17 protein-coding genes and 1 pseudogene are annotated in these 23,491 nt (G+C 73.4%); 9 read left to right on the top strand and 9 right to left on the bottom strand.

Translation table 11 applies throughout. The annotated features are described in order from the left end of the window. Positions 1-19: 19 nt before the first annotated feature. Entirely contained in the window at positions 20-376 is a 357-nt protein-coding gene (locus ACZ34W_RS17440) for a hypothetical protein (RefSeq protein ID WP_329486504.1), read from the top strand. Between the two features lie 107 nt (positions 377-483). Here the strand turns inward: ACZ34W_RS17440 and ACZ34W_RS17435 are convergent, their stop codons facing one another. From ACZ34W_RS17435 to ACZ34W_RS17425, 3 genes are all read right to left on the bottom strand, one after another. Beyond that, positions 484-1,143, bottom strand: coding sequence for a vitamin K epoxide reductase family protein (locus ACZ34W_RS17435; RefSeq protein ID WP_465605014.1), 660 nt, complete (start codon positions 1,141-1,143; stop codon positions 484-486). 64 nt (positions 1,144-1,207) lie between these two features. Next, the gene (locus ACZ34W_RS17430) at positions 1,208-2,035 is read right to left on the bottom strand and encodes a DsbA family protein (RefSeq protein ID WP_329486501.1); all 828 of its coding nucleotides are present in this window, start codon (positions 2,033-2,035) and stop codon (positions 1,208-1,210) included. Positions 2,036-2,249: 214 nt separating this feature from the next. Then, positions 2,250-2,927 (bottom strand): hypothetical protein, encoded by a 678-nt coding sequence (locus tag ACZ34W_RS17425; RefSeq protein WP_465605009.1) that lies wholly within the window; start codon positions 2,925-2,927, stop codon positions 2,250-2,252. A gap of 938 nt (positions 2,928-3,865) precedes the next feature. On the opposite strand from ACZ34W_RS17425, the gene ACZ34W_RS17420 reads away from it, so the two are divergent. Continuing rightward, on the top strand, positions 3,866-4,252 hold the full coding sequence (locus tag ACZ34W_RS17420) for a hypothetical protein (protein WP_329486498.1): 387 nt from the start codon (positions 3,866-3,868) through the stop codon (positions 4,250-4,252). A gap of 319 nt (positions 4,253-4,571) precedes the next feature. Here ACZ34W_RS17420 and ACZ34W_RS17415 read toward each other — a convergent pair whose 3' ends face one another. Next, the gene (locus ACZ34W_RS17415; RefSeq protein ID WP_329486496.1) at positions 4,572-5,975 is read right to left on the bottom strand and encodes an MFS transporter; all 1,404 of its coding nucleotides are present in this window, start codon (positions 5,973-5,975) and stop codon (positions 4,572-4,574) included. A 551-nt stretch (positions 5,976-6,526) separates the two neighbouring features. Here ACZ34W_RS17415 and car point away from each other — a divergent pair. From car to ACZ34W_RS17400, 3 genes and pseudogenes are all read left to right on the top strand, one after another. After that, positions 6,527-9,967, top strand: a pseudogene (gene car / locus ACZ34W_RS17410) (carboxylic acid reductase); the annotation flags it as partial. A 99-nt stretch (positions 9,968-10,066) separates the two neighbouring features. After that, positions 10,067-10,777, top strand: a complete 711-nt coding sequence (locus ACZ34W_RS17405) for a methyltransferase domain-containing protein (protein WP_329486495.1) — start codon at positions 10,067-10,069, stop codon at positions 10,775-10,777. Positions 10,778-11,283: 506 nt separating this feature from the next. Further along, positions 11,284-11,994, top strand: a complete 711-nt coding sequence (locus ACZ34W_RS17400) for a ScbR family autoregulator-binding transcription factor (protein WP_465605004.1) — start codon at positions 11,284-11,286, stop codon at positions 11,992-11,994. A gap of 64 nt (positions 11,995-12,058) precedes the next feature. Here ACZ34W_RS17400 and ACZ34W_RS17395 read toward each other — a convergent pair whose 3' ends face one another. The 3 genes from ACZ34W_RS17395 to ACZ34W_RS17385 form a co-directional block, all read right to left on the bottom strand. Further along, on the bottom strand, positions 12,059-13,321 hold the full coding sequence (locus tag ACZ34W_RS17395) for an IS701 family transposase (RefSeq protein WP_465605001.1): 1,263 nt from the start codon (positions 13,319-13,321) through the stop codon (positions 12,059-12,061). A 777-nt stretch (positions 13,322-14,098) separates the two neighbouring features. Then, positions 14,099-15,256 carry an IS701 family transposase gene (locus ACZ34W_RS17390; protein WP_465604997.1) on the bottom strand — a complete coding sequence of 386 codons (1,158 nt, stop codon included), beginning with the start codon at positions 15,254-15,256 and terminating at the stop codon, positions 14,099-14,101. A gap of 242 nt (positions 15,257-15,498) precedes the next feature. Next, positions 15,499-16,152, bottom strand: coding sequence for a ScbR family autoregulator-binding transcription factor (locus tag ACZ34W_RS17385; RefSeq protein ID WP_465604994.1), 654 nt, complete (start codon positions 16,150-16,152; stop codon positions 15,499-15,501). Between the two features lie 133 nt (positions 16,153-16,285). Here ACZ34W_RS17385 and ACZ34W_RS17380 point away from each other — a divergent pair, with 133 nt between their 5' ends. After that, the gene (locus tag ACZ34W_RS17380; RefSeq protein WP_465604991.1) at positions 16,286-17,188 is read left to right on the top strand and encodes a ScbA/BarX family gamma-butyrolactone biosynthesis protein; all 903 of its coding nucleotides are present in this window, start codon (positions 16,286-16,288) and stop codon (positions 17,186-17,188) included. Positions 17,189-17,218: 30 nt separating this feature from the next. Here the strand turns inward: ACZ34W_RS17380 and ACZ34W_RS17375 are convergent, their stop codons facing one another. Beyond that, entirely contained in the window at positions 17,219-17,986 is a 768-nt protein-coding gene (locus ACZ34W_RS17375) for an SDR family NAD(P)-dependent oxidoreductase (protein ID WP_329486488.1), read from the bottom strand. 532 nt (positions 17,987-18,518) lie between these two features. Here ACZ34W_RS17375 and ACZ34W_RS17370 point away from each other — a divergent pair. The 3 genes from ACZ34W_RS17370 (at position 18,519) to ACZ34W_RS17360 (ending at position 22,596) form a co-directional block, all read left to right on the top strand. Further along, positions 18,519-19,733: a 3-deoxy-7-phosphoheptulonate synthase gene (locus ACZ34W_RS17370; protein WP_465604987.1), complete on the top strand. Its 1,215-nt coding sequence runs from the start codon at positions 18,519-18,521 to the stop codon at positions 19,731-19,733. 230 nt (positions 19,734-19,963) lie between these two features. Further along, a complete protein-coding gene (locus ACZ34W_RS17365) occupies positions 19,964-20,638 on the top strand; it encodes an isochorismatase family protein (protein ID WP_465604984.1) in 675 nt (224 codons plus the stop codon). Beyond that, the gene (locus tag ACZ34W_RS17360) at positions 20,635-22,596 is read left to right on the top strand and encodes an anthranilate synthase family protein (RefSeq protein ID WP_465604981.1); all 1,962 of its coding nucleotides are present in this window, start codon (positions 20,635-20,637) and stop codon (positions 22,594-22,596) included. The genes ACZ34W_RS17365 and ACZ34W_RS17360 overlap by 4 nt, the downstream gene beginning before the upstream one ends. 15 nt (positions 22,597-22,611) lie before the next feature. Here the strand turns inward: ACZ34W_RS17360 and ACZ34W_RS17355 are convergent, their stop codons facing one another. Then, positions 22,612-23,427, bottom strand: coding sequence for a uracil-DNA glycosylase (locus ACZ34W_RS17355; RefSeq protein WP_465604978.1), 816 nt, complete (start codon positions 23,425-23,427; stop codon positions 22,612-22,614). Between the last annotated feature and the right edge of the window lie 64 nt (positions 23,428-23,491).

Below are 23,491 nucleotides of genomic sequence, written 5' to 3'. Positions count from 1 at the left end.
GAGCAGTGGGAGCACCGGAATGAAGTCCTACATCGACAGTGAGATCCGTCAGCTGGCGACCCAGCCGAACTTCGTCGACGACCAGTCGGAGAAGGAGTGCCCGGTCTGCCGGAAGGTCGCGGTGCGCAGCTACGTCTACGAGGGCAGCAGGGCGGGCCGCCCGGTGCTGTTCTGGCGGACGTGGTGCCACGCGTGCCGCCGGATGTGCAGCTCCGTCGGCGTCAAGCCGAAGAAGCTCGCGTTCGACGACCCGTTCGCCCGGATGACCGCGGACGAGCGGCGCGTGGTCTCCGCCGATTCCGACGGCTTCTTCGAGCGCCTCGACCAGCTGTGGCGCAAGGGGACGCTTCCCCAGCGGTTCCACCGCGCCTCCTGAGCGCGGGCCCCCGCCCGGGGGCCGGTACCCGACGTCGGCCTCCAGGACCCCCCACGGGTCCTGGAGGCCGACGTCGTTCTCGGGGCGGGGGCGTTCTCCGGGGGGCGTCAGAGCAGGGTGCTCCAGTAGGACCAGAACCGGTTGAGGACCAGCAGGGCGATCACCGCGGCCCACAGCACCGGCAGGGCCCAGTGGTAGCGGGCGGCCTCGCGGACCACCGGTCGCAGCCGGGGGCCGACGGGTACCACCCCGGAGCGCAGGTTGTGCAGCGTGGTGTACCAGCAGAGCGGCACCACCGTGGCCCAGACCACCACGCAGTACGGGCAGAGCGCGCCGATGTCGTACAGCGCCTGGTCGATCAGCCAGTGCACGAAGACCACGCCGGCCAGGGTGCCGGCCTGCAGGGCCAGCCAGAACCAGCGCCGGTAGGCGGCGCCGGCCAGCAGCCCGGCGCCGACCGCGGCGACGGCACCGAAGGCGGCCAGGCCGAGCAGCGGGTTCGGGAAGCCGAAGACCTCCGCCTGCTCGGTGCGCATCACCGACCCGCAGCTGATCACCGGGTTGATGTTGCAACTGGGGACGTAGGACGGGTTCTCCAGGAGGCGGAGCTTGTCGAAGGTCAGGACGGCCGAGGCGGCGAGGCCGAGGAGTCCGCCGAGGAACACGAACAGGGCGAACGCCCGGCCGGCGCCGATCGGCGTGCCGTGCGGCGGGGAGGAGGCGGCGGAGCGGGAGCGGGGCGGGTTCACGGCAGTCGGGGCGGTCATCGCGGAGCACTCCGGTGGGTGTGAAGGGCCGGCCCGGCCGGGTGGTCGGCCGGGCCGGTGGTGCTCACTGCAAGCCCGCGGCCTGCTTCACCTGGGCGGTGAACTGCTCCGGCGTGGTGGCGCGGTTCCCGCTGAACAGGGTGATCGGCTTGCCGTCCAGCTTGACCGTCGGCGTGCCCGTCACCCCGCTGTCGTTGAAGGCGTCCGCGACCTTCTTCGCCCACGGGGCGTAGGTGCGGTCGGTCACCGCCTTGACGAAGGCGTCCGTCTTCAGACCGGGCACCTGGCCGGCCAGGTCCAGCAGGTGGTTGACGTCGCCGAAGCCGTCCTCGCGCTCGTCGGGCTGGTTGGCGTACAGCACGTCGTGGAACTGCTTGAACTTGTCGACGCCTTCGTTGAGCGCCGCGCCGACGGCGGCGAGCGCGGTGCGCGAGCCCTTGCCGCCGAGGTTCTTGTCGAGGAACGCCGCCAGGTGGTACTCCACCCTGACGGTGCCGTCGTCCGCCAGCTTCCTGACGGTGTCGCCGTTGGTCGCCTCGAAGCTCTTGCAGACCGGGCAGCGGAAGTCCTCGAACACCTGGAGGGTGTGGGCGGCGTCCGGCTTGCCGTACACGATCACGGTGCCGTCGGGGCCGGTGGTGTTGGCCGGGACGACCAGCGCGGTCGGGTCGGCGGCGGCGGACGCGCTGGACGGGTCGTCGCCGCCCGCCGCGTTGATCGCCAGCGCGGTACCGCCGGCCAGGGCGAGGACGGCGACGATCGAGACGCCGACGACGATCCGCTGCCGGCGCTTGGCGGCGGCGCGCTCGCGCAGCTGCGCCTCCTGGATCCGCTCGCGGGCGCTGACGCGCTGGGACTGCTTACGGGCGGGCTGTTCGGTGGGCTGGGCCATGATGGGTCAACTCCTGGACACGGCGCGCGACATGCGCTTCCTGGGTGGCCGCCTCGGCGCGGCACGGAAGGCCGCGGGCACGAGGGGGCCGGGTCGGTGGACTCGGGAGTCGGCGCGCTGCCTGCGAGTGCCGGGCGGTGGCCCGGGGCCGGCCCGGCCGGCGGGGTCCGCGGGCCGGGAGCCCTACGGGCCGGCGTGGTGCCGGACGGGGGTGTCAGCAGGCAGGCGCGAAGGCCGGCGGACCGCGTCGCGGAGCCGGGCTGAGCACCACGGCCTCGCGGAGCGGCCGGGGGCGGTCCGAGACCGGCAGCGGCACCCGCCGCACCGGCCGCAGCGGTACCGGCGCCAGCAGCAGGAGCAGCGCCCGCAGCGGGGCCGCGACCGCGTGGCGCAGGGCGCGCAGCGCCCGGGCCAGACCGGACAGGGCGGCGTCGCCCAGCCGCAGCCAGACGGCGGCGGCCAGCGCGACCAGCAGATGGGCCAGCAGGACCAGCAGCTGGGTGGCGGCGGGCGCGACCGGCCCGGTGTGCCCCAGGGGCCCCGAGAACAGCGAGCCGTCCACCGAACCGCCGCCGCAGACCAGCAGGTTCATCCCGCGGGCGGGGGCGTGTCCGGCGCCCAGGACCGGGCCGCAGCCGGCCTGGCCCAGGTTGAAGGTGGTGTTGAGCAGCAGCTCGACCGGGACCAGCACGGCGGAGATGTGCAGCAGCCGCCGCTCCCGGCCGGCCAGCGCGGTCGCGACCAGGAAGACGATGACGGTCGCGGCGGCGACCAGGGCGAGCGGCAGCGGACGACCGGTGATGACGACCTGGCCCAGCGCGGACAGCGGCACGGCGAGCGCGGTGAACACCGCGGCCCGCAGGGCCCTGGTCGCAGGGGTGGAAGTCGTCATGCCCCGGAGTATGCCACGACGCTTACACGCCGCACGAGGGTGCGTCGGCGGGTGAGCGGTGACCGGCGAACAGATGGCCCGTCAACGGTCGTTCGTTTGCGCTACGGGGGTGGTGGGTTCACCGGTGGGATGGGTTTGGGCGCCGGAGCCGGGGTGAGCGGGCGTCAGGGGCTGCCGCCGGAGGGGGCGGCGCTCCGACAATCGGGCGATGGACCACGCCACCGGCGCGGCGCACCCGCGTCCGCCCGCCGCCGCCGAGGCGCACCCTCCGGTGCAGGGGCCGCCCCGGCCGTCGGCGCCGGTGCCGGCCCCTCCCGCCCTCGTGCCCGCTCCGCTGTCCTGGCCTCCTTCGCTCCCTTCGCCCCCTTCGCCGCCACCGTTCTGGCCTCCGGTGCTTCCCGTGCCGCCCGTGCCGCCCGTGCCGCCCGTGCCGCCCGAGCCGCCCGAGCCGCCGTTCAGCCACCTGCCGCCGATCCACTGTCCGGTACCGGGGCAACCGCCTTCGGCCACACCTTCGCCCGCGCCGTCGGCTCCGGGATCCGCCCAGCCCGTGCCGCCGGTCCCGATGTCGGCCGCCCCGACGCCGCCCGCCCCGACCCGGTCCGCCGTGCCCGGGCCGGCGGCCGCGGAGACCGCCGCCGCGCAGCACCCGGCGGTCGCCCCGGCGACCGTGGCCACCGTCACCCCGACCCCGCGGCCGGTTCCACCCCGGCTCCCGCCCCGCCTCGCGCTCCGGTCCTCGCCCCGGTCCTTGCCCCGCCCCCGAGCCCGTCCGCGACGGTCGCGGTCGTCGCCGCGCCCCCGCCCCCGGCCGGCGGGCCCGCGCCGCCCGCCCTCGAACCGACCGTCTGGGCCACCGTCATGATCCTCGCCGTGCTGGTCCCGGCCGCGCTGGCCGCGGTCCTCGGCCACCACCCCCCGACCTCCAGGAGCCGCAGGTGAACCCTGGCCCCCTGCTCAGCGCCGTCGCGGCCGTGACGGTCGCGATGACCGCACTCGCCGTCGCCCACCGGCTGCGCCCCGCCCTCCCCGAGGGCGAGGATCCGCCCGAGCCGCACCCCGCCCTGGCCAGCATCGGCTCCGGGCTGCTCTCGGGGTTCATCCTGCTCACCGGCTTCCTGGTGGCCACCGGCTGGGCCGCCCGCTCCACCGGGGTGGTCCCGCCCGGCGGCCTCTACATCGCCGACCTGGCCGCGGGCACCGCCGTCCTGCTCTTCCCCTCGCTGTCCGGGCTGCCCTTCACCGCGCGGCACGCCACCGCGGTCTGCTTCTTCGCCGCGCTCGTCGGCTACACGATGTCGCTGGCGGTCCAACTGAGGCCCTGAGTCCGGTTCGGCCGGTTCCCGCCCCCCGGACGGGCCCGGGCCCCGTGCCCGTCCGGGGGCCCGGGCCAGCCTGGAAGGCGTCCCGCCGACCCCGACGTGAGGGGGTGAACGCGCATGGCCGCACACGACACCACCGCGGGTGCGGTGGTGCTCCACCGGATCGGGGTGCAGGCCGCGGTGCTGCTCGACCGGGTTCCCGTCGCCGTCCGGGCAACCGCCCTTGACCGGGCTCCCCCTCCACCGACCGGTCGACCGTCCGGTCGGGGCCGGAGCGTCCGGCGCGGCGGTCACCGGAGCTCCGGCCCGCCGCGCCGGTCGGTCACTTCTGACGGTTGGTCAACTGCGCCATCAGGGTGAGGACGGCGAAGCCGAGGATGACCGCGAGGCCGGGGTAGAACATCGACAGCTCGGTGCCGGGCATGATGACCGCGGTCACGACGGCGAGGCCGAAGGCGCCGCCGACCTGCAGCGAACTGTTGAGCAGCCCGGCGGCGAGCCCCTGCTCCTCGTCCGCGACGCCGTTGGTGCCCGCGACCATGAGCGTCGCGATGCTGAGCGCGAAGCCCACGCCCCACAGTACGGAGGCGGGCAACAGCACGCGCCAGAGGTCGGGTTCGGGGCCGATGAAGAGCATCAGCAGGTAGCAGGGGAGGAAGGCGACCAGCCCGACCATCAGGATCTTGGTCACGCCGAACCGCTCCATCAGCGCGCCGAGCTTGGGACCGATGATGACCACCATGAGGCCGGCCGGCAGCAGGACCAGGGCCATCTGCCACGGCCGCCAGCCCTGGAGGTCCTGGAGGTAGAGGGCGAGCAGGAACTGGAAGCCCATCGCGCCGCCGTACAGCAGGGCGATGCTGACGTTGGCGCTCACCAGGCTGCGGTTGCGGAAGATGGCGAGCCGGATCAGCGGCTCCTTCACGCTGCGCTCGATCACCAGGAAGGCGGCCAGCAGGGCGGCGGACAGGGCGAATCCGCCGATCGTCCGCACCGAGCCCCAGCCGGCTTCGGCGGCGGAGACCACGGTGAAGACCAGCAGGAGGGTGCCGGCGAGCAGGGTCGCGGCGCCGCCGATGTCGAGTCGCGGCCGTTCGGTGCGCGGCGGGTCCGGCGGCAGGAAGCGCAGGGCGCCGATCAGCAGCAGCACGGAGAGCGGGATCGGCAGGATGAAGATGGACCGCCAGCTCAGGCCCGCGAGCAGGCCGCCGACCAGCAGGCCGGAGGAGTAGCCGGACGCCTCGAAGACGTTGAAGATGCCGAACGCCTTGTTGCGCTGGGGCCCTTCGGGGAACGTCGTGGTCAGCAGCGACATCGCGGCCGGGGCGGCGAAGCCCGCCGCCATGCCCTTGACGAAGCGCGAGACGATCAGCAGGACCGAGCTGTCGGCGAGCGCGCCGAACAGCGAGACGACCGCGAACGCGGCCATCGCGATCACCAGCACCCGGCGTCGGCCGAACAGGTCGGCGACCCGCCCGCCCAGCAGCAGGAAGCTGCCGAAGGCCAGGATGTAGGCGCCGACCAGCCACTGGGCGGTGGCCGCGGTCATCCCGAGCTCGTTCTGGATCTCGGGGATGGTCACCACGATCATCGAGATGTCGAGCCCGTCGAGCAGGATCACGCCGCTGAAGATCAGCAGCGACACCCATAACCGTGCCGACCAGCGCAGGGAGTCCTGCTGGACCTCCGGTGCTGCCGTCTCGGACGGCGCCTCGGGTGCTGCCAAGGCGTCGCCTCCCGTCCGGTGTTCACTCGGAGCCGAGCTGCCTGACATGGGCACATCCCTCCCACTAGAATGATCTTGAGCGCGCTCAACCCGCGTCCGCGATAATTGTCTACGCGCTATATTGCATAAGCTTGATGCTGCCCTAAGTAACCAGACCTGCGCAAGGCGAACACGGCAAGCGTGTCAACTACGGCTCTCCGGGCCCGGTCGGCGGTCATGGACGGCGGCGCGCGGTCGGCTCGTTCGACCGCGTCGCATGCGCCCGCTCCGCGGTGCGGTGCGCCGGCAGTTCCCGCCGGCCGACCCGGTCCGACGGCAACAAGGCCGCAGGCGAAGGACTTTGTGCGGGCCCGGGAGAACTCGGCGTACGGGGCCCGGCAAACGGCCGACCTGACAGATCGTCGTTCGTTTGTTCAGGAACCCGGTTCGGCTCTGGTTAGCATCGGGGCACGAACTCGGAGCAATGGACGGAGCGTCCGGGAGACGAGTGTGCCGTCGTCGGCGTGCAGGCCGACCAGCACCGGTCCTTCGAATAACAGCCACGGCAGTCTGCCGGCGATGCGATGCGGAGACCCAGAATGCGGCTTGCGCAAACGTTAGCAAAAGTCATGCAGCGCCACACGGACCGGCCCGCAATCGGTGAACGCGCGAAGGAGTTCGTGCGGGACGCCGACACCGGCCGCGTTTCGCTCCGCCTCCTGGCGCACTACGAAACGACCAGTTACAGCGAACTCTGGGGGCGGGTCCGCGCGGTGGCCGCGGAATGGCACCGGCACCCGGAGCATCCGCTGGAACCGGGCGAGCGGATCGCCCTGCTCGGCTTCGCCAGCGGCGACTACGCGGTGGTCGACCTCGCCTGCAACTACCTCGGCGTGGTCAGCGTCCCGCTGCAGACCAGCGCCCCGCTGGCGCAACTCGCCTCGATCGTCGAGGAGACCGAGCCCTTCGTCGTCGCGGCGAGCGTCGAGCGGCTGCACGTCGCGGTCGAACTGCTGCTGGCCAACCCCTCGGCCCGCCGGCTGGTGGTCTTCGACTACCACCCGGACGTCACCGACCAGTTCGAGAAGTTCACCGCCGCGCGCGAGCGCCTGGCAGAGGCCGGCCGCGAGGTGGCGATCGACACCCTGGCGGACGTCGTCGGCCGCGGATCCGCGTTGCCCGACGCGCCGTTGTTCGTCCCCGAGGACGGCGACGACCCGCTGGCCATGCTGATCTACACCTCGGGCAGCACCGGAACGCCCAAGGGCGCGATGTACACCGACACCCTGCTGAGCGCGATGTGGGGCGGGGCCTGGTCGAAGCTGTTCTCCGACCTCCTCGCGATCAACATCAACTACATGCCGATGAGCCATGTCGCCGGGCACTCGTCGCTGAAGAACACCCTCGCCCGCAGCGGGATCAGCTACTTCACGGCCAGCAGCGACATGTCGACCTTCTTCGAGGACATCGCACTGGTCCGGCCCACCGAACTGTCGCTGGTGCCACGGGTCTGCGAGATGCTCTACCAGAAGTACCAGAGCGAGCTGGACCGGCGGGAGCTCGCCGGCGCCGACCGGCGGGCGGTCGAGGCCGAGGTCCTGGCCGAGCTGCGGGAGAACCTCCTGGGCGGCCGGCTCGCCTGGGCCAGCTGCGGCTCCGCCCCGCTCTCGGCCGAACTACGGGTCTTCGTCGAGGCCTTGCTGGGTTTCGAGCTGACCATCATCTACGGCTCCACCGAGGCCGCCGCCGTCTCCGTCGACGACAAGCTGCTCCGCCCACCGGTGATCGACTACAAGCTGGCCGACGTCCCCGAACTCGGCTACTACCGGACCGACTCACCGCACCCGCGGGGGGAGTTGCTGCTGAAGTCCGAGGCCGTCGTGCCCGGCTACTACAAGCAGCCCGAGCTGTCGGCGGAGATCATCGACGAGGACGGCTACTACCGGACCGGCGACATCGTCGCGGAGCTCGGGCCGGACCGGTTCACCATCCTGGACCGCCGCAAGAGCGTGCTGAAGCTCTCCCAGGGCGAGTTCGTGGCGACCGCGCGACTGGAGTCCGAGTTCGCGGCGAGCCCGCTGGTCCGGCAGATCTTCGTGTACGGCAACAGTGAGCGGTCCTATCTGCTGGCCGTGGTCGTGCCCACGCCGGCCGCCCTCGACCAGTTCGGCGACGACCGGGAACACCTCCGCCAGCTGCTGAGCGAATCGTTTCAGCAGATCGCCCGCGAGGCCGGACTGAACTCCTACGAGATCCCGCGCGACGTCCTGATCGAGGCCGAGCCCTTCGACCAGGCGAACGGCTTGCTCTCGGACCACCGCAAGCTGCTGCGGCCCCGGCTCCAGGAACGCTACGGCCGCGAACTGGAGGAGCTGTACGCCGACATAGCCGCCCGGGAGAGCCGGGAGCTGCTGGAGCTGCGCCGTACGGGCGCCGACCGGCCGGTGCTGGAGACGGTCCAGCGGGCCACCCGGGCGCTGCTCGCGGGCTCCACCGTCGAGGTCGGCCCCGCCGCGCGCTTCCGGGACATCGGCGGGGACTCGCTGACCGCCGTCTCCTTCTCCAACCTGCTCCACGAGATCTTCGGCGTACGGGTTCCCGTCGACACCGTCATCAGCCCCGCCTACGACCTGCGTCAACTGGCCGGCTACATCGAGACCAAGCGCGCGACGGGCCCGCGGGGGGTCACCTTCGCCTCGGTGCACGGCGAGGACGGCACGCGGGTCCGCGCCGGGGACCTCACGCTGGACAAGTTCCTCGACGACCGGACCATCGCCGACGCCCGGACCCTGCCGCAGCCCTCGGGCGGGCCCCGGACGGTGCTGCTGACCGGCGCGAGCGGCTACCTCGGCCACTTCCTCTGCCTGGAGTGGCTGGAGCGGCTGGCCCCGGTCGGCGGGACGGTGATCTGCGTGGTGCGCGGGCGGGACGCGGACGCGGCCCGCGGGCGCCTCGACGCGGCCTTCGTCAGCGGCGACGACGAACTGGTGCGCCGCTACCGGGAGCTGGCCGACGGGCACCTGGAAGTCCTGGCGGGCGACATCGCGGAGCCGCGGCTGGGCCTGGACGACACGACCTGGAAGCGGCTCTCCGAGGAGGTGGACGTGATCGTCCACGCCGGCGCCCTGGTGAACCACGTCCTCCCGTACCACCACCTGTTCGAGGCCAACGTCGTCGGCACGGCCGAGCTGATCCGGCTGGGGCTCACCGGCCGGATCAAGCCCTTCACCTACATCTCCAGCGTGGCGGTCGCCACATCCCGGGCCGGCGGGGCGCTGGACGAGGACTCGGACGTCAGGACCGCCCTCCCGGTGCAGCAGACCGACGAGGGCTACGCGGGCGGTTACGCGACCAGCAAGTGGGCCGGCGAGGTCCTGCTGCGCGAGGCGCACGACCGGTGCGGACTCCCGGTCACCACGTTCCGGTCAAACATGATCCTCGCGCACAGCCGCTACGCCGGGCAGCTGAACGTCCCGGACCAGTTCACCCGGCTGCTGCTCAGCGTGATCGCCACCGGCATCGCGCCGCACTCCTTCTACCGCACCGACGACCGGGGGAACCGCCGGCGGGCGCACTACGACGGCCTGCCGGTGGACTTCACCGCCGCCGCGGTGGTGGCCCTGGGCGGCCAGCGCACCGAGGGCTACCGGACCTTCAGCCTGGTCAACCCGAACGACGACGGGGTGTCGCTCGACAGCTTCGTGGACTGGCTGGTCGAGGCCGGGCACCGGATCGAGCGGGTTGCCGACTACGACGACTGGTTCGTCCGGTTCGAGGCCGCGATGCGGGCCCTGCCTGAGGGGCAGCGACAGCACTCGGCGCTGCCGCTGGTCCACGCGTTCAAGCGGCCGGAGGAGGCGGTGCCCGGGTCGGTCATCCCCTCCGACCGGTTCCGGGCCGCCGTCCGGGCCGCCGGGATCGGACCGGCGCGGGACATCCCGCAGCTCTCGCCCGCCTTCATCGCCAAGTACGCCGCCGACCTGAAGCTGCTCGGCGAGCGCCTCGGCTGGTGAGACCCGCGGCCGTCGCCGCACCCCCCCCGGCGGTGCCGGACGGCCCGCCGCGCGAACGACCCACCGCCCATCGGACATCGACCCCTGGAGCAGAGAACCATGGAACAGACATCCGCGAAGTTCGAGGAGCGCTACGACCTCGGGCGCCGTCTCGTCGAGCAGCTGGGCCCGGTCGAGACCGAGCCGACCACCTTCGAACTCCTCGGCCTGGAGTGGGACTTGATCCCCGGCACCTACGAGCCGCGGCCGGGCACCGGCACCGAGTGGTACACCGGCGCGATCCCCTACCCGGCCGGTGGCAGCTTCCTGGAGATCGGCTGCGGGGCCGGCGTCACCGCGGTCTGGGCGGCCCTGCACGGCTGTGCGCGGGTGACCGCCACCGACATCACCGACACCGCGGTCGACAGTGCCGCCCGCAACGCCGCACGGCACGCCGTCGCCGACCGGGTCCGGGTGCTGCGCAGCGACGTGTTCGACGCGCTCGGCCCCGAGGAGCGCTTCGACACCGTCTTCTGGAACTGCAGCGTCTTCGAGGCGCCGAAGGACTTCGAGTTCAAGCAGGACGTCGAGTGGGCGATCTTCGACCGCGGCTACAGCGCCCTCGGCCGCTACCTCGCCCAGGTGCACGACCGGGTGCTGCCCGGCGGCCGGGCCCTGGTCACCTTCAACAGCTTCGGTGACGCCACCCGGATCGCCCAGCTCGCCGCCGAGGCGGGGAGCTCGCTGACGATGCTGGGCAGCGCCGACCGGCAGCTGGCGGGTGTGGACGTCACCTACAAGCTCTTCGAGATCCGCCCGCTGGAACGCTGACCGCAGGAGCGCGCACACCGCCCGCGGCGCAACCCGTACACCCGGTCGCCCGGAGGGCCGGCCCGCATTCGTCGGGCCGGCCCTCCGGGCGGTTTCGCATGCGGCCGGGGGCCGGTCGGGGTGGCCCGGGGGCCGGAATATTCCAGCGGCATGCGAATGCCGGGCGGCCGCCGGAGCGGTCGAACGAAAGGGCGAGCAATTCGAGCCGCGATAGCGCTCCGGGTCATTACGTTCTGTACATGGAGGGTTGCGGGGGTGATAGGATCCGACCCGGTGCGCGTGAATGCGCGCATGCCGATCAGGCCGGGGGCGGCGGCCCCGGCGATAATCTCCGGGTGCCGATCCAGGCCGATCCGGACCGGGCGCGATCCACCCCGGCGCGAGTGCTGTCGGGCACGATCCGGCCGGGCCGCGTGACGGCTACCGGAATCGACGCCTCCCTTGTCGCCCCGCGGCATGCTTCCGTGCGTTTCACCCGTCGCTCACCCCATTTCCGGAGCGCTCCCATGGCCAAGCAGAATCGTGCCGTCCGCACCCGGCAGGAACTGATCCGTTCTGCCGCGGAGACCTTCGCCCGATCGGGATTCGCGGAATCCTCCATAACCCAGATCTGTGTCCGGGCCGGTCTCAGCCACGGTGCGCTGCATTTCCACTTCGGGAACAAGCGGGCGCTCGGCGAGGCGGTCGAATCGGCCGCCGCGGAAACCCTGCTGCACATCACCGGGAACGTTCCACTGCGGCACCCCGTACCGCTCCAGCTGCTCGTCGACACCTCGCACCTGCTGGCCCGGCGGCTCTCCACCGACGCGGTGCTGCGGGCCGGGTTCTGCCTCGGCAGCGACGCCACCTGGCCGGGCGGTGCCGACCTGTGGCAGCAGTGGCAGGACTGGGTCCAGCTGATGCTGACCGTCGCCAGGGCCCAGGGCAGCCTGGCCGCCGACATCGTGCTCGACGACGCCGTGGCCGCGATCACCGCTGTCGTCGCCGGGCTGGAGGTGCTCGGGCGGCGCGACCCCCAGTGGCACTCGCGTCAGGCGGTCACGCCGTTCTGGCGGTTGATGCTGCCGCAGCTCGCGACGGCGGAGGCGCGGGCCGGGATCGTTCCGGAGGGCAGTGCGGAGCCGCCGGAGGGCGGCGAGCGGGCGGCCGGCGCGGAGTGGGGCGAGGGCGGCGGGCGGCGGGCGGCGCAGCCCTGCGACGCGCTGTCCTGCTGCTGACGGCGGGGCCGGCGCCGCCCCCGCCGCTCCCCAGCCCGGCCGCCCCCGGCCGGTGGTGGCTCGCTCAGGCGGGCCGCTCGCGCCGGTCGGCGAGGGCGACGACCGCGTGGGCGGCCGAGGCCAGCGTGACGTGCCGGTGCCAGCCGCTGAAGGAGCGCCCGGTGAAGTCGCGGATGCCCACCCGGTCCGCGATCTCCGTGAAGTCCCGGTCGACCTTTCCGGTGAGTCGGCTGAGCCGGACCAGGGTGGCCGGTGGCACGGCGGTCAGATTGGTCAGCCAGAGCTCCGCGGGCCAGTGCCCGCCCTCCTCACCGATGCCCAGCAGCAGGAGTTCACCACTCGGAGCGCCTGGAGTGCCCGGAGTGCCCGGAGTGCCCGGTGCGGTCGGTGCGGTCGGTGTGCCCGGTGCGGGCGGCGCGGGCAGGCCGACCCGGACGGTGGCGGCCGGTACCGCCCGGGGGGCCGTGTGCGGACCGTGCTCCCGGCCGTGCTCCCGGCCGGGGACGAGCCGGCGCAGGTCCTTGGCCAGGCTCATGATGCGCAGGGCCGGCTGCGGCCTGCTCCCCGAGGCGGGCAGGGCCTGGTCCAGTACGGAGAGCCGGAGGTCGCCGCCGACCCGGGCGAGCAGCGGCACCCCGTGGGCGTGCAGCTTCCCGAAGATCGTCATGGCCTGTGACTCACCGATGTCGAGCACCACGGGCCGGACCGGCAGCCCCCAGCCCGTCGTGGTCTCCAGGCAGGCCTCGGTCACGCACTCGCCGAGGGTCTCCACCCCGGCCTCGTCCGGGATCGACACCTGACTGCGCCGCAGATCGTCCTTGAGCCAGGCCTCGGGCAGGTGCAGGCGCCAGTTGACCGGGGTGCTCAGCTCCTCCGAGGCCGCCCAGACGCCGATGGCGTGCTGGGCGTTCAGCACCTGCCCGAGGGTCGGGAAGAAGTGCCGTTCGACACCGACCGAGTGCTGCCCCGTCTTGGGGATGATCATCGGCTGCACCACCCACGCCTGGGGGGCCGCCGCGCCGGCCAGGTGGTGGGCCAGCGCCCGGCGGATGGGGATCCAGTCCCAGGTCGAACTGCAGATGAAGTGGTGCAGGTTCTGCTCCGAGGCCGGCTTGCCGAGCAGCGCCGCGATGTTGCGGATCGACTTGCGCCCCTCGGTCTCCAGCAGTCCGCGCAGGTACTGCATGCCCTTGCGGCACTGGTCGCTGCGGGAGAGCGAGGTGAACAGGATCGAGCAGAGCTCGGTGAGCAGGACGTCGTGGGCGCCGGGCGGGAACGGTGTGCGGGGGTGGCGGGCCGGGCCCGGTCCGGACGGCTCGGCGGCCACGGACGGCCCTTCGGGCGCGAGCCGGGCCGGGAAGGCGGAGCCCTGCGGACCGGCCGGCGCCGGGCACGGAGAGGCGGCCGCAGGCGGGATGGGGGCGGGGATGGGGGCCGGGACGGAAGAGGGGAATCCGGTGGGGCGCAGGGGGCGGGCGGAGGGCTTCGACCGGTCGTTGTCGCCGACCGGAGCCTGGGCGCGCCGTCGCTGTGCCAACGTCTGAGAGGTCAAGTCGTCTCCGTGGTCGTGGTGTTCGGGGGGAGGCGCCGGACGGCGGCGGCGGGGTCGGCCTCGCGGTGGCCGGGTGGATCGGGAGCGTCGGTCGGGGCGGCGCGGGGCGGCGCGGGGCGGCGCGGGTCGGGGTGGGTCGGGTCGGCGCGGGTCAGGGCGGCGCGGGTCGGGGTGAGGGTCGGAAGCGGGACCGGCCGTCGCCGGGCCCTGCCGCGACTGGGGGAGCGGCTTCTTGGCGGTGCGGCGTCCCTGTCCTCAGTGCGGGAGCCGATCGGTCCGCGTTCGATCAGGGGCGGGAGGCACAACGGCTGAGCGGACGACCGTCCTGTCCTGCCGAGACGGCCTGCGCCGGGCCCCTGCCGGAGCGCCGCCAGGGAAGTCCGAAAGAGGTGAACTCCACGTGTGCACACTCCTGTTCGGTCTCCCGTGGCGGCGTGAACGTGCTCGTGCACTGCTCCAGACAGTAAGGAGCGATCGGAGGCGATGCCATGGCACGAGGAGTGAGAGTGTCACATTACCGGACAGTAGTCCTGTGAAGCCTGAGCCGGTGGGTCAGCGTCCGGCCCGGCCGCCGGGCAGCAGCGGCCGCCGGTTCTCCAGCGTGGCGATCAGGTGGGCGACCGACGCCAGCGTGATGTGCCGGTGCCAGCCCGGGAACGACCGCCCGCCGAAGTCCCGTACCCCCACCCGCTCGGAGATCGCGGTGAAGTCCCGCAGCACGACGCCCGGCAGGCGGGTGAGCCGCAGCGCGGTGAGGACGGAGGGCGCGTCGGCGTTGGTGAGCCAGAGCCGCCGGCGCGGCCGCCCGGCCGGCCGCCACTCGCCGAGCAGCAGCATCCGCTCCCCGCGGGCCGGCGAGGTCACCACCGGGATCGCCACCGCGGTCGTCGGGCCGTCGCCCGGATTCACCTGCCGGCGCAGCCGAGGGAGCGACTCGGCGAGCTCGCCCACGGTGTGCTCCCGGCCGCTGTAGCTGGGCAGTTCGGTCCGGTCGAGCCAGAGCTGGGCCTGCGGGCCGACCCGCACCACGAACGCGACGCCCAGGGCCGCCAGGTGGCGGGCGACCGCCACGGCGTCCACCTCCCCGACGTCCACCACGACCGGCCCGCGCAGCACCCCGCCGATCTCCCGGATGTCGGCCACCGCGGCCCGGACGCAGTCCTCGATGGTGGCGACCGCGGCGTCGGCGGGAACGCTCGCCCGTTGCCGCAGCGGATCGGTCAGCCAGCGGTCGGAGAGCCGCAGCTGCCAGTCGACGGGGACGGCGCAGTGTCCGGAGGCCAGCCAGGCCCCCACCGCGTGCTGGCCGTTGACGATCCGTCCGAGCGGCAGCAGTTGCTGGTCGATGCCGACCGAATGGGAGCCGGCCTTGGGTATCAGGATCGGTCTGATCACCCAGGCCTGCGGTGCCAGGGCCCGCTGCACCTCGCGGGCCAGGGCGTGCCGTACCGGCATCCAGTCCCAGGGCGACGCGCTGATGAAGTGGTGGACGCTCTGCTGCGCCGCGGCGCCGTCGAACTGCGCCGCGATGCCGCGCAGGGTCTTGCGCCCCTCCAGCGCGAGCAGGCCGCGGACGTACTGCTCGGCCTTGAGCCGCTGGCCGCTGCGCCGCAGCGAGCCGAACAACTGGGCGCTGAGCTCGGGGTCGAGCGCCGTGTCGGCGGCCGGTTCGCCGTCCGTCGCGCCGACGGATCGGTGCAGGTGTCGCATGGTTGATCCCCCCGTGGTCCGCCACCCCAGCCGACCGGACGGACCGCCGCCCCGCATCGGCGTCGTCCGCGTCGGACTCCCAAAAGAGGACTGCTGTCCTGTTCTCATTTATACAGGCCGGCGCGGACGGTGGCTGCCCCGTCGTGCCGCGTGGACACGGGAATCGCAGGTGCGAATTCCGTGCCGGCCGGCCGGCACGGTCGCCGGGGCGAGGGTGGTCGGGCGGTGGTCCGGACGGCCGGTCAGTCGACGGGGGACGGCGCCCCGGCCTGGCCGGCCTCCTCCAGGAGGCGCTTCGCGCGGTAGGGGGAGGAGTCCAGCCTGGCCAGCACGCCGGCGCTGGCGACATTGGGGAGGACGAGTGCGAACAGGTTCGAGATCTCCTGGGAGAGGGTCCGCTCCGGCAGGGTCTCGGTGATCAGCTGGACCCCGGTCCACGCCCCCACGAACAGCCGGGCGGTCTCGGCCGGGTCGACGTGCGCGAGCAGTTCGCCGCGCTCCTTCGCCTCGGTCAGCAGTCCCTGCCCCACCTCGATCCAGTCGGGCCAGCGGGTGCCGAACAGGCCGCGCGACTTGACGTCCACGGACAGCCGGATCGCGGCGCTCAGCATCGGCTCCCGGGGCAGCCGGTGGGCGAGCAGCAGGGCGAGGTCCACCCACTCCTGCAGCTTGAAGGCCTGCGGGGCCAGCCCCTCCATGGTCACCGCCTCGGCCAGCACGCCGCGGGCGAGCTGCTCCTTGGTGGTGAAGTGGAAGTAGAGGCCACCGCGGGTGAGTTGGATGCGCTCGATGAGGCCGCCGATGGTGGTGGCGTCGTACCCGAGCTCGTTGAACATCTCGGCCGCGGCCTCCAGGATCAGCCGGCGGGTATGGATCGCGCGCTCCTGCCTTGACACTTTATGCCTCCACTGCATTCTCTTTACCATTGCTTGAACTAGACTTGCTCATGGTTCGAAACCGACCGGAGAGCCGGTACTTGAATAGCACAGTCCACTGAGCTGTGCCGACCCGTCAGACCAAGGGGGGGCCTTGCAAGACGTCACGCTCGCACCACGTTCATCCACTCCTTCGCCCGCTCTCGTAGGCGCCTACGCGCATCTGCGGCGGGGCACGTCCGTCCTGGTCACCGGCTGGGAGCGGCTGGGGGCCGACGAGTTCGGGGTCGGCGTCCGGTGGCCGGCCGTGCAGGTGGGCCTGCCGTACGACCCGCGGATACTCGCCCAGACCATCCGGCAGAGCGGCCTGGTCGTCGCGCACGCCGAGTACGGCGTCCCGCTGACCCATCAGACCGTGTTGAGCACCCTGGACTACACGATCGACCCGGACTTCCGCGTGCCACGCGGCCGGAGCACGAGGCTGGACGTACGGGTCACCGTGGCGGGCGCCGTGCGGAACCGACGGTCCGTCAGTTCTCTGCGGATGGGCATCCTGATCCGCTGCGACGGCGTCGTGGCGGCCCGGGCGGACTCCGAGTTCGGCTGGATCTCGCCCGCCGCCTACCGGCGGGTGCGGGGAAACGGCCTCGGGGTCGGCTGGGGCGCCTGGCCGTTACCGGAGCCGATAGCCGCCGACCTCGTGGCCCGGCCGCGCGCCTCCGACGTCGCCCTCGCGCCGGGCGACCGGCCGCACCGCTGGCTGCTGCGCAACGACATCGACAACCACCTGCTCTTCGACCACCCCGTGGACCACGTCCCGGGGCTGGCCCTGCTGGAGGCCGCGGCCCAGGCCGCGCAGGCCCTCCGGGGCCGGTCGTCCTTCCTGCCCTTGCGGGTCGCCACCAGCTTCCGGCGGTACGTGGAGTTCGACCGGCCGTGCTGGATCGAGGCGGAGGAGACACCGGCCGGCCACCCCGCCCGGTGCGCCGTCCGGGTCACGGGCACGCAGGGCGGGGAGCCGGCCTTCCGGGTCGAGTTCAACGGTCTGCGGCGGTGACGGTGCCACCGCGGGGCGGCCGGGGGCGGCTCACCGGTTGACGAAGCCGCCGTCCACCGGCAGGACGGTGCCGGTCAGGAACGGGCAGCGGTCGCTCAGCAGCCAGGCCGCCGCCTCCGCGATCTCCTCCGGAGCCGCCGTACGCCCCTGCGGCGTCAGCGAGTTGGCCAGATCCTCCAGGCCGGGATTGCGGCCGAACCAGTCGGCCGTGATCTCGCTTCGGGTGGTTCCGGGGGCGACCGCGTTCACCCGGATGCCCTGCTTGGCGTACTCGTCGGCGGCGGCCCTGGTGAAGCCGATGACCGCGTGCTTCGAGGCGATGTAGGGGGCGGCGGCGGGGATCGACACCAGGCCGCCCACACTGCTGTTGTTGACGATGGTGCCCCCGCCGGATTGTTCCAGCATCGCCGTTATCTCGTACCGCAGGCAGTTGAAGACGCCGCGCACATTGGTGTCCATGACGGTGTCGTAGACGTCGTCCGACATCAGGTGCAGCGGGGTGCGGTCGCCGCCGATTCCCGCATTGTTGAAGGCCGAGTCGAGCCGCCCGTATTCGGCCACGGCGAACTCGACCGCCCTCGCGGCATCTCGGGCGACGGATACGTCGCCGACCACGTACGCGGCGCGGGCTCCCTTTTCGCGTAGTTCGGCGGTCAGTGCGGCCAGGCGTTCTTCCCGGCGGGCGGTGAGCACCACGGTGGCGCCCTCCCGGGCGAACACGTGGGCCGCCGCGGCGCCGATGCCGCTGCTCGCGCCGGTGATGAGGACGATTCTGCCGGAGAGGAGGTCGCTGTTCATGGCCCGAAGTCTCGCAGGCCCCCGTCCGGACGTCACCAGGTCGGCCTGTCCCTCCGCTGTCACGATGATTTGACGCCGATTCAGTTCGTCGAACCGGCTTCGGAGCCCCGTCGAACCGGTGCGGCCGCCGGCGGTGCTACGTGCCCGCAGCGACCTGATGGACTATTCGGCACCTGACGGAGTAGTGGTCACCTGACGAAGTGCCGGTCACCTGACGAAGTGCGATGACGAACGTTGGCCGGCACTCCGTTCTGTTCCATGATTTGGACGGTGGCGGAGGCCGCCGACGGTTCGGCGCCCACCGTCGCGGTGGGGCGGTCCGGCCCGACCTCTGCGCCCACAGCCCTCGTGTTCCATCGACGTTCACCCAGGACGAACGAGAAGTTCCCCGGTCCCGCCGACGGTGCGGCGACCGCGCCCCCCGGGCCTGTGTGGATTCGAATTCCGGCTCCGTTGACAGCCGCGCACGACGCTCGCCTGCTCGGCCGTGGGGCGACCGCGCCCATCGCCCGTTCGCGATTTGGAGAAATCGGTGGAAAGTACTCTGCTCGATATCCGACTGGAAAGCGCGTTGCAGCAACCACCGTGGGAGGACACCGCGCTGGTCCGCCAGGTGCGGAAGGAACTGGCGACCCGCCCCGCACTGGTCGAGGCGGAGGACGTCTCTACCCTGCGCGCGCTGCTGGCCCGGGTCGCCGCGGGCGAAGCCCACGTGGTGCAGGCGGGCGACTGCGCGGAGGACCCGGCCGAGTGCACCCCCGGCTACGTGGCCCGCAAGGTCGGCGTGCTCGACCTGCTCGCGGGCGCGCTCCAACTGGACACCTGCAAGCCGGTGATCCGCGCCGGCCGGATCGCCGGACAGTTCGCCAAGCCCCGCTCCCACCCCACCGAGCGGGTCGGGAACGTCGAACTGCCGGTCTACCGGGGGCACATGGTCAACAGTCCGGAGCCCGACCCGGAGCTGCGGCGCCCCGACCCGTTGAGACTGCTGACGGGCTACCAGACCGCCTACGACGTCATGGGACACCTGGGCTGGCGCAGCCGCGGCGGGCCCCTCTCCCTCGGGACGCCCGTCTGGACGAGCCACGAGGCACTGCTGCTCGACTACGAAGTCCCCATGCTGCGCCGGGACGACGAGGGACGGCTGCTGCTCGCCTCCACCCACTGGCCGTGGATCGGCGAGCGGACCAGGCAGGTCGACGGCGCCCACGTCACCCTGCTCGCCGAGGTGATGAACCCGGTGGCCTGCAAGGTCGGTCCCACCATGGCGGTCGACGACCTGCTGGCCCTGTGCGAGCGGCTCGACCCCCGGCGCGAGCCGGGCCGGCTCACCCTGATCGCCCGGATGGGGGCCGAGGCGGTGGCCGGGCGGCTGCCCGTCCTCGTCGAGGCGGTGAAGGCCGCGGGCCACCCGGTGATCTGGCTCAGCGACCCGATGCACGGCAACACCGTCAGCACGCCGGACGGCCTCAAGACCCGGTTCGTGCGGGAGATCTCCCGCGAGGTGCGGGAGTTCCAGCACGCCGTCCGCAACGCCGGCGGCACGGCGGGCGGGCTCCACCTGGAGACCACTCCCGACGACGTGACCGAATGCGTCCAGAGCGAAGCCCGGATCGACGAGGTCGGGGCCAAGTACACGAGCTTCTGCGACCCCCGGCTCAACCCGGGCCAGGCCCTCTCCGTGGTCTCGGCCTGGTGGCTGACCGGCCGGTCGACCCCGGTGGGCGCCGCCGCGGCCCAGGGCTGAGCCCACCCGCCGCCCCGGCGCCGCGTACCCGCGGCGCCACCGTGCCCCGGTCCGGCACAGCGGACGCCACCGCCCCCGGCGGCCGCGGCGCCGGACCGGCCCACCGGCGCGGCCGCCCGCACCACCCACCCGGCGGCCCGTCCGCTCCCGCCCGACAGCGCTCGGTCCCACCAGCCCCACCAGCGATTCGACCCAGGAACCCAGACCCAGGAACCCAGGAGAGGAAGGCCATGGCGGGCATACCCCCCATCGCGCCGTACCCGATGCCGACCGCGGCCGACCTGCCCGGCAACACCGCCCGGTGGACCGTGGACCCGGACCGGGCGGTGCTGCTCGTGCACGACATGCAGCGCTACTTCCTGCGGCCGTTCCCCGCGGCCGTCCGCGACCACCTGGTCGGCAACGCCGCCCGGTTGCGCGAGCGCGGCGCCGCCCTGGGGGTCCCGGTCGCCTACACCGCCCAGCCCGGTGGCATGACCGAGGAGGAGCGCGGCCTGTTGAAGGACTTCTGGGGGCCGGGCATGCGGGTCGACCCGGTCGACCGGCAGGTCGTCGAGCCGCTCGAACCGGCCCCGGCCGACTGGGTGTTCACCAAATGGCGGTACAGCGCCTTCTTCCGCTCCGGCCTGCTGGACCGGATGCGCGAGCAGGGCCGCGACCAGCTCGTCCTCTGCGGCGTCTACGCGCACGTCGGGGTGCTGATGTCCGCGGTCGAGGCGTTCACCAACGACATCCAGCCGTTCCTGGTGGCGGACGCCGTCGCGGACTTCTCCGAGGAGTACCACCGGCTGGCCCTGGACTACGCGGCGCGGCGCTGCGCCGTGGTCGTCACCACCGACGACGTCCTCGCCGCGCTCCGGCCGGCCGCCGTCGCGGCCGGTGGCCCGGGGGAGGCCGGCGCATGACCGGGGCCGGGGCGGCGCCCTACCCCGTGGACCTGCTGGACCGCGTCCTGGGGCTGCGGCCGCCGCCCTTCGCCCTCATCCACCGCCCGGAGTCGACCGGGCCGGACGCGCTGGACGTGCTGGTCGGCGCGGTGTCGACGCCGGGGACGCTCGCCGAGCTCCCCGTCCCCGCCGGGGCCGTCCCCGCCGGGGCCGCCGCCGGGGACGCCCGTCACGAGGTGCTGGCGATCGTCCCCTACCGGCAGATCGCCGAGCGCGGCTACGCCTGCGCCGACGACGGCGAGCCGCTGATCGCGATGACCGTCACCGACCAGGGCGTGCTGCCGCTGGCCGAGGTGCTGCGACGGCTCCCGGACGTGCCGATCACGCTGGCCGGCGGCCACTTCGACGTGGACGACGAGACCTACGCCGGGACGGTGCGCAGGGTCGTCGGCGACGAGATCGGCCGGGGCGAGGGCGCGAACTTCGTCATCAAGCGCTCGTTCCTCGCCGACATCACCGGCTACACCACGCACAGCGCGCTGTCGTTCTTCCGGCGGCTGGTGCGGGGCGAGTCGGGCGCCTACTGGACCTTCATCGTGCACACCGGCGCCCGTACGTTCGTCGGCGCCACCCCGGAGCGGCACCTCAGCCTCGCCGGCGGCAAGGCCGTGATGAACCCGATCAGCGGGACCTACCGGTACCCGCAGTCCGGCCCGACCCTGCCCGGGGTGATGCACTTCCTGGCCGACCGCAAGGAGGCCGACGAGCTGTACATGGTGGTGGACGAGGAACTCAAGATGATGGCCCGGATCTGCGCGGAGGGCGGCCGGGTGGTGGGCCCGTACCTCAAGGAGATGGCGCGGCTGGCGCACACCGAGTACTTCATCGAGGGGCGCACCGACCGCGATCCGCGGGAGATCCTGCGCGAGACGCTGTTCGCCCCGACCGTCACCGGCAGCCCGCTGGAGAGCGCCTGCCGGGTCATCCGCCGGTACGAGCCGCAGGGGCGCGGCTACTACAGCGGGGTGGTCGCGCTGATCGGGCGCGACGAGCACGGCGGACCCGCGCTGGACTCGTCGATCCTGATCCGCACGGCCGACATCGACGACGCGGGCCGGGTCCGGATCGGGGTGGGTGCCACCCTGGTGCGCCACTCCGACCCCGAGCAGGAGGTGGCCGAGACCCGGGCGAAGGCGGCGGGCCTGCTCGCGGCCCTCCAGGCGGACGGCCCGGCGGCCCCGACCCCGGCCCTGACCCCGGCCAGGGCCCCGGCCAAGGCCCCGGCCGTCTACGGCGCGCACCCGGACGTCCGGGCCGCGCTGGAGCGGCGCAACGCCGGCATCGCCGACTTCTGGCTGGCACCGGCGTCCGCGCGCTCCCGGCCGAGGCCCGCCCTGACCGGTCGCCGGGTGCTCGTGGTGGACGCGGAGGACACCTTCACCGCGATGATCGACCACCAGCTCCGCTCGCTCGGCCTCGCGGTGACGGTCCGCCGGTTCGACGAGCCGTACGCGCCGGACGGGTACGACCTCGTCGTGATGGGCCCCGGCCCGGGAGATCCGCGCGGCGCGGGCCACCCCAAGATCGCGCGGCTGCGGTCGACGATCGACACGCTGCTCCGGGAGCGGCGGCCGTTCTTCGCGGTCTGCCTCAGCCACCAGGTGCTCGGCCTGCGGCTCGGCCTCCCGCTGGTCCGCCGGGAGGCGCCGAACCAGGGCGTGCAGCGGGAGATCGACCTCTTCGGCGTCCGGGAGCGGGTGGGCTTCTACAACACCTTCGCGGCCCGCAGCGTCGAGGCCAAGGTCGAGTGCGAGGGCGTCGGCCTGGTCGAGGTGAGCCGCGACGCGGACACCGGCGAGGTGCACGCGCTGCGCGGCCCGCACTTCGCCTCGCTGCAGTTCCACGCCGAGTCGATCCTCACTGAGGACGGCGTCCGGCTGGTCGGCGGGCTGCTGACCGAGGTACTGGCGGGCTGAGGGGCCGCCGGACGGCTACGGCTCCCCACCGGCGACCGGGCGCTCCGGGAGGGGGTCCAGACCGGCCGAACGGGCGGCCTCGCGGAGCAGCTCGCGCAGCATGACGGTGCTCAGCCGGCCGGTGTTCGTGTTGCGCGGGCTGACGTGGTAGCACCCGTACAGCTCCAGCGGCGGTCCGCCGTCGGCGGCCGGCAGGGCGACCCGGGCGCCGTGGCCGAAGACCGGCCGGGGCCGGGGCACCCGCCAGCCGGCGGCGGCGACCGCCGGTAGCAGCGCCTGCCAGGCGAAGCCGCCGAGCGCCACGACGGTCCGCACGGTCGGCCGCAGCAGCTCCAGCTCGCGGGTGATCCACGGGCGGCAGGTGTCCCGTTCGGCGGTGGTCGGCTTGTTGTCGGGCGGCGCGCAGCGCACCGGGTCGGTGATCCGGACGCCGTGCAGGCGCAGGCCGTCCCCGTGCCGGACGGACTCGGCGCGGTTCGCCAGCCCGAGCGCGTGGAGCGTGGCGTAGAGCAGGTCGCCGGACGGGTCGCCGGTGAAGATCCGGCCGGTGCGGTTGCCGCCGTGCGCGGCGGGGGCGAGGCCGACCAGGACCAGCGGCGCGTCGGGCGGGCCGAAGCCGGGGATCGGGCGGCCCCAGTAGTCCCAGTCCAGGTAGGCGCGGCGCTTGGTGCGGGCCGTCGCCTCGCGCCACTCGACCAGGCGGGGACAGGCGCGGCAGCCGGTGACGACGGCGTCCAGCGCGGGGACCGTGGCCGTGCGGGCGGCGGCCGCGACGGGGTGGCCCGGGTCCTCGGGGTCGGTGGCCGGGCCGTCGACTGCGGGCTGGGACATGGGGACGATCTTAGGCGCGGCGGCCGGCGGCCGGCGGCCGACGGGCGGCCCGTTCCGGCGGCGC

The organism is Kitasatospora sp. NPDC022856, assembly GCF_055561235.1.
Note: the sequence above shows the minus strand (reverse complement) of the source record. Positions and strands in the feature narration are given on the sequence as shown.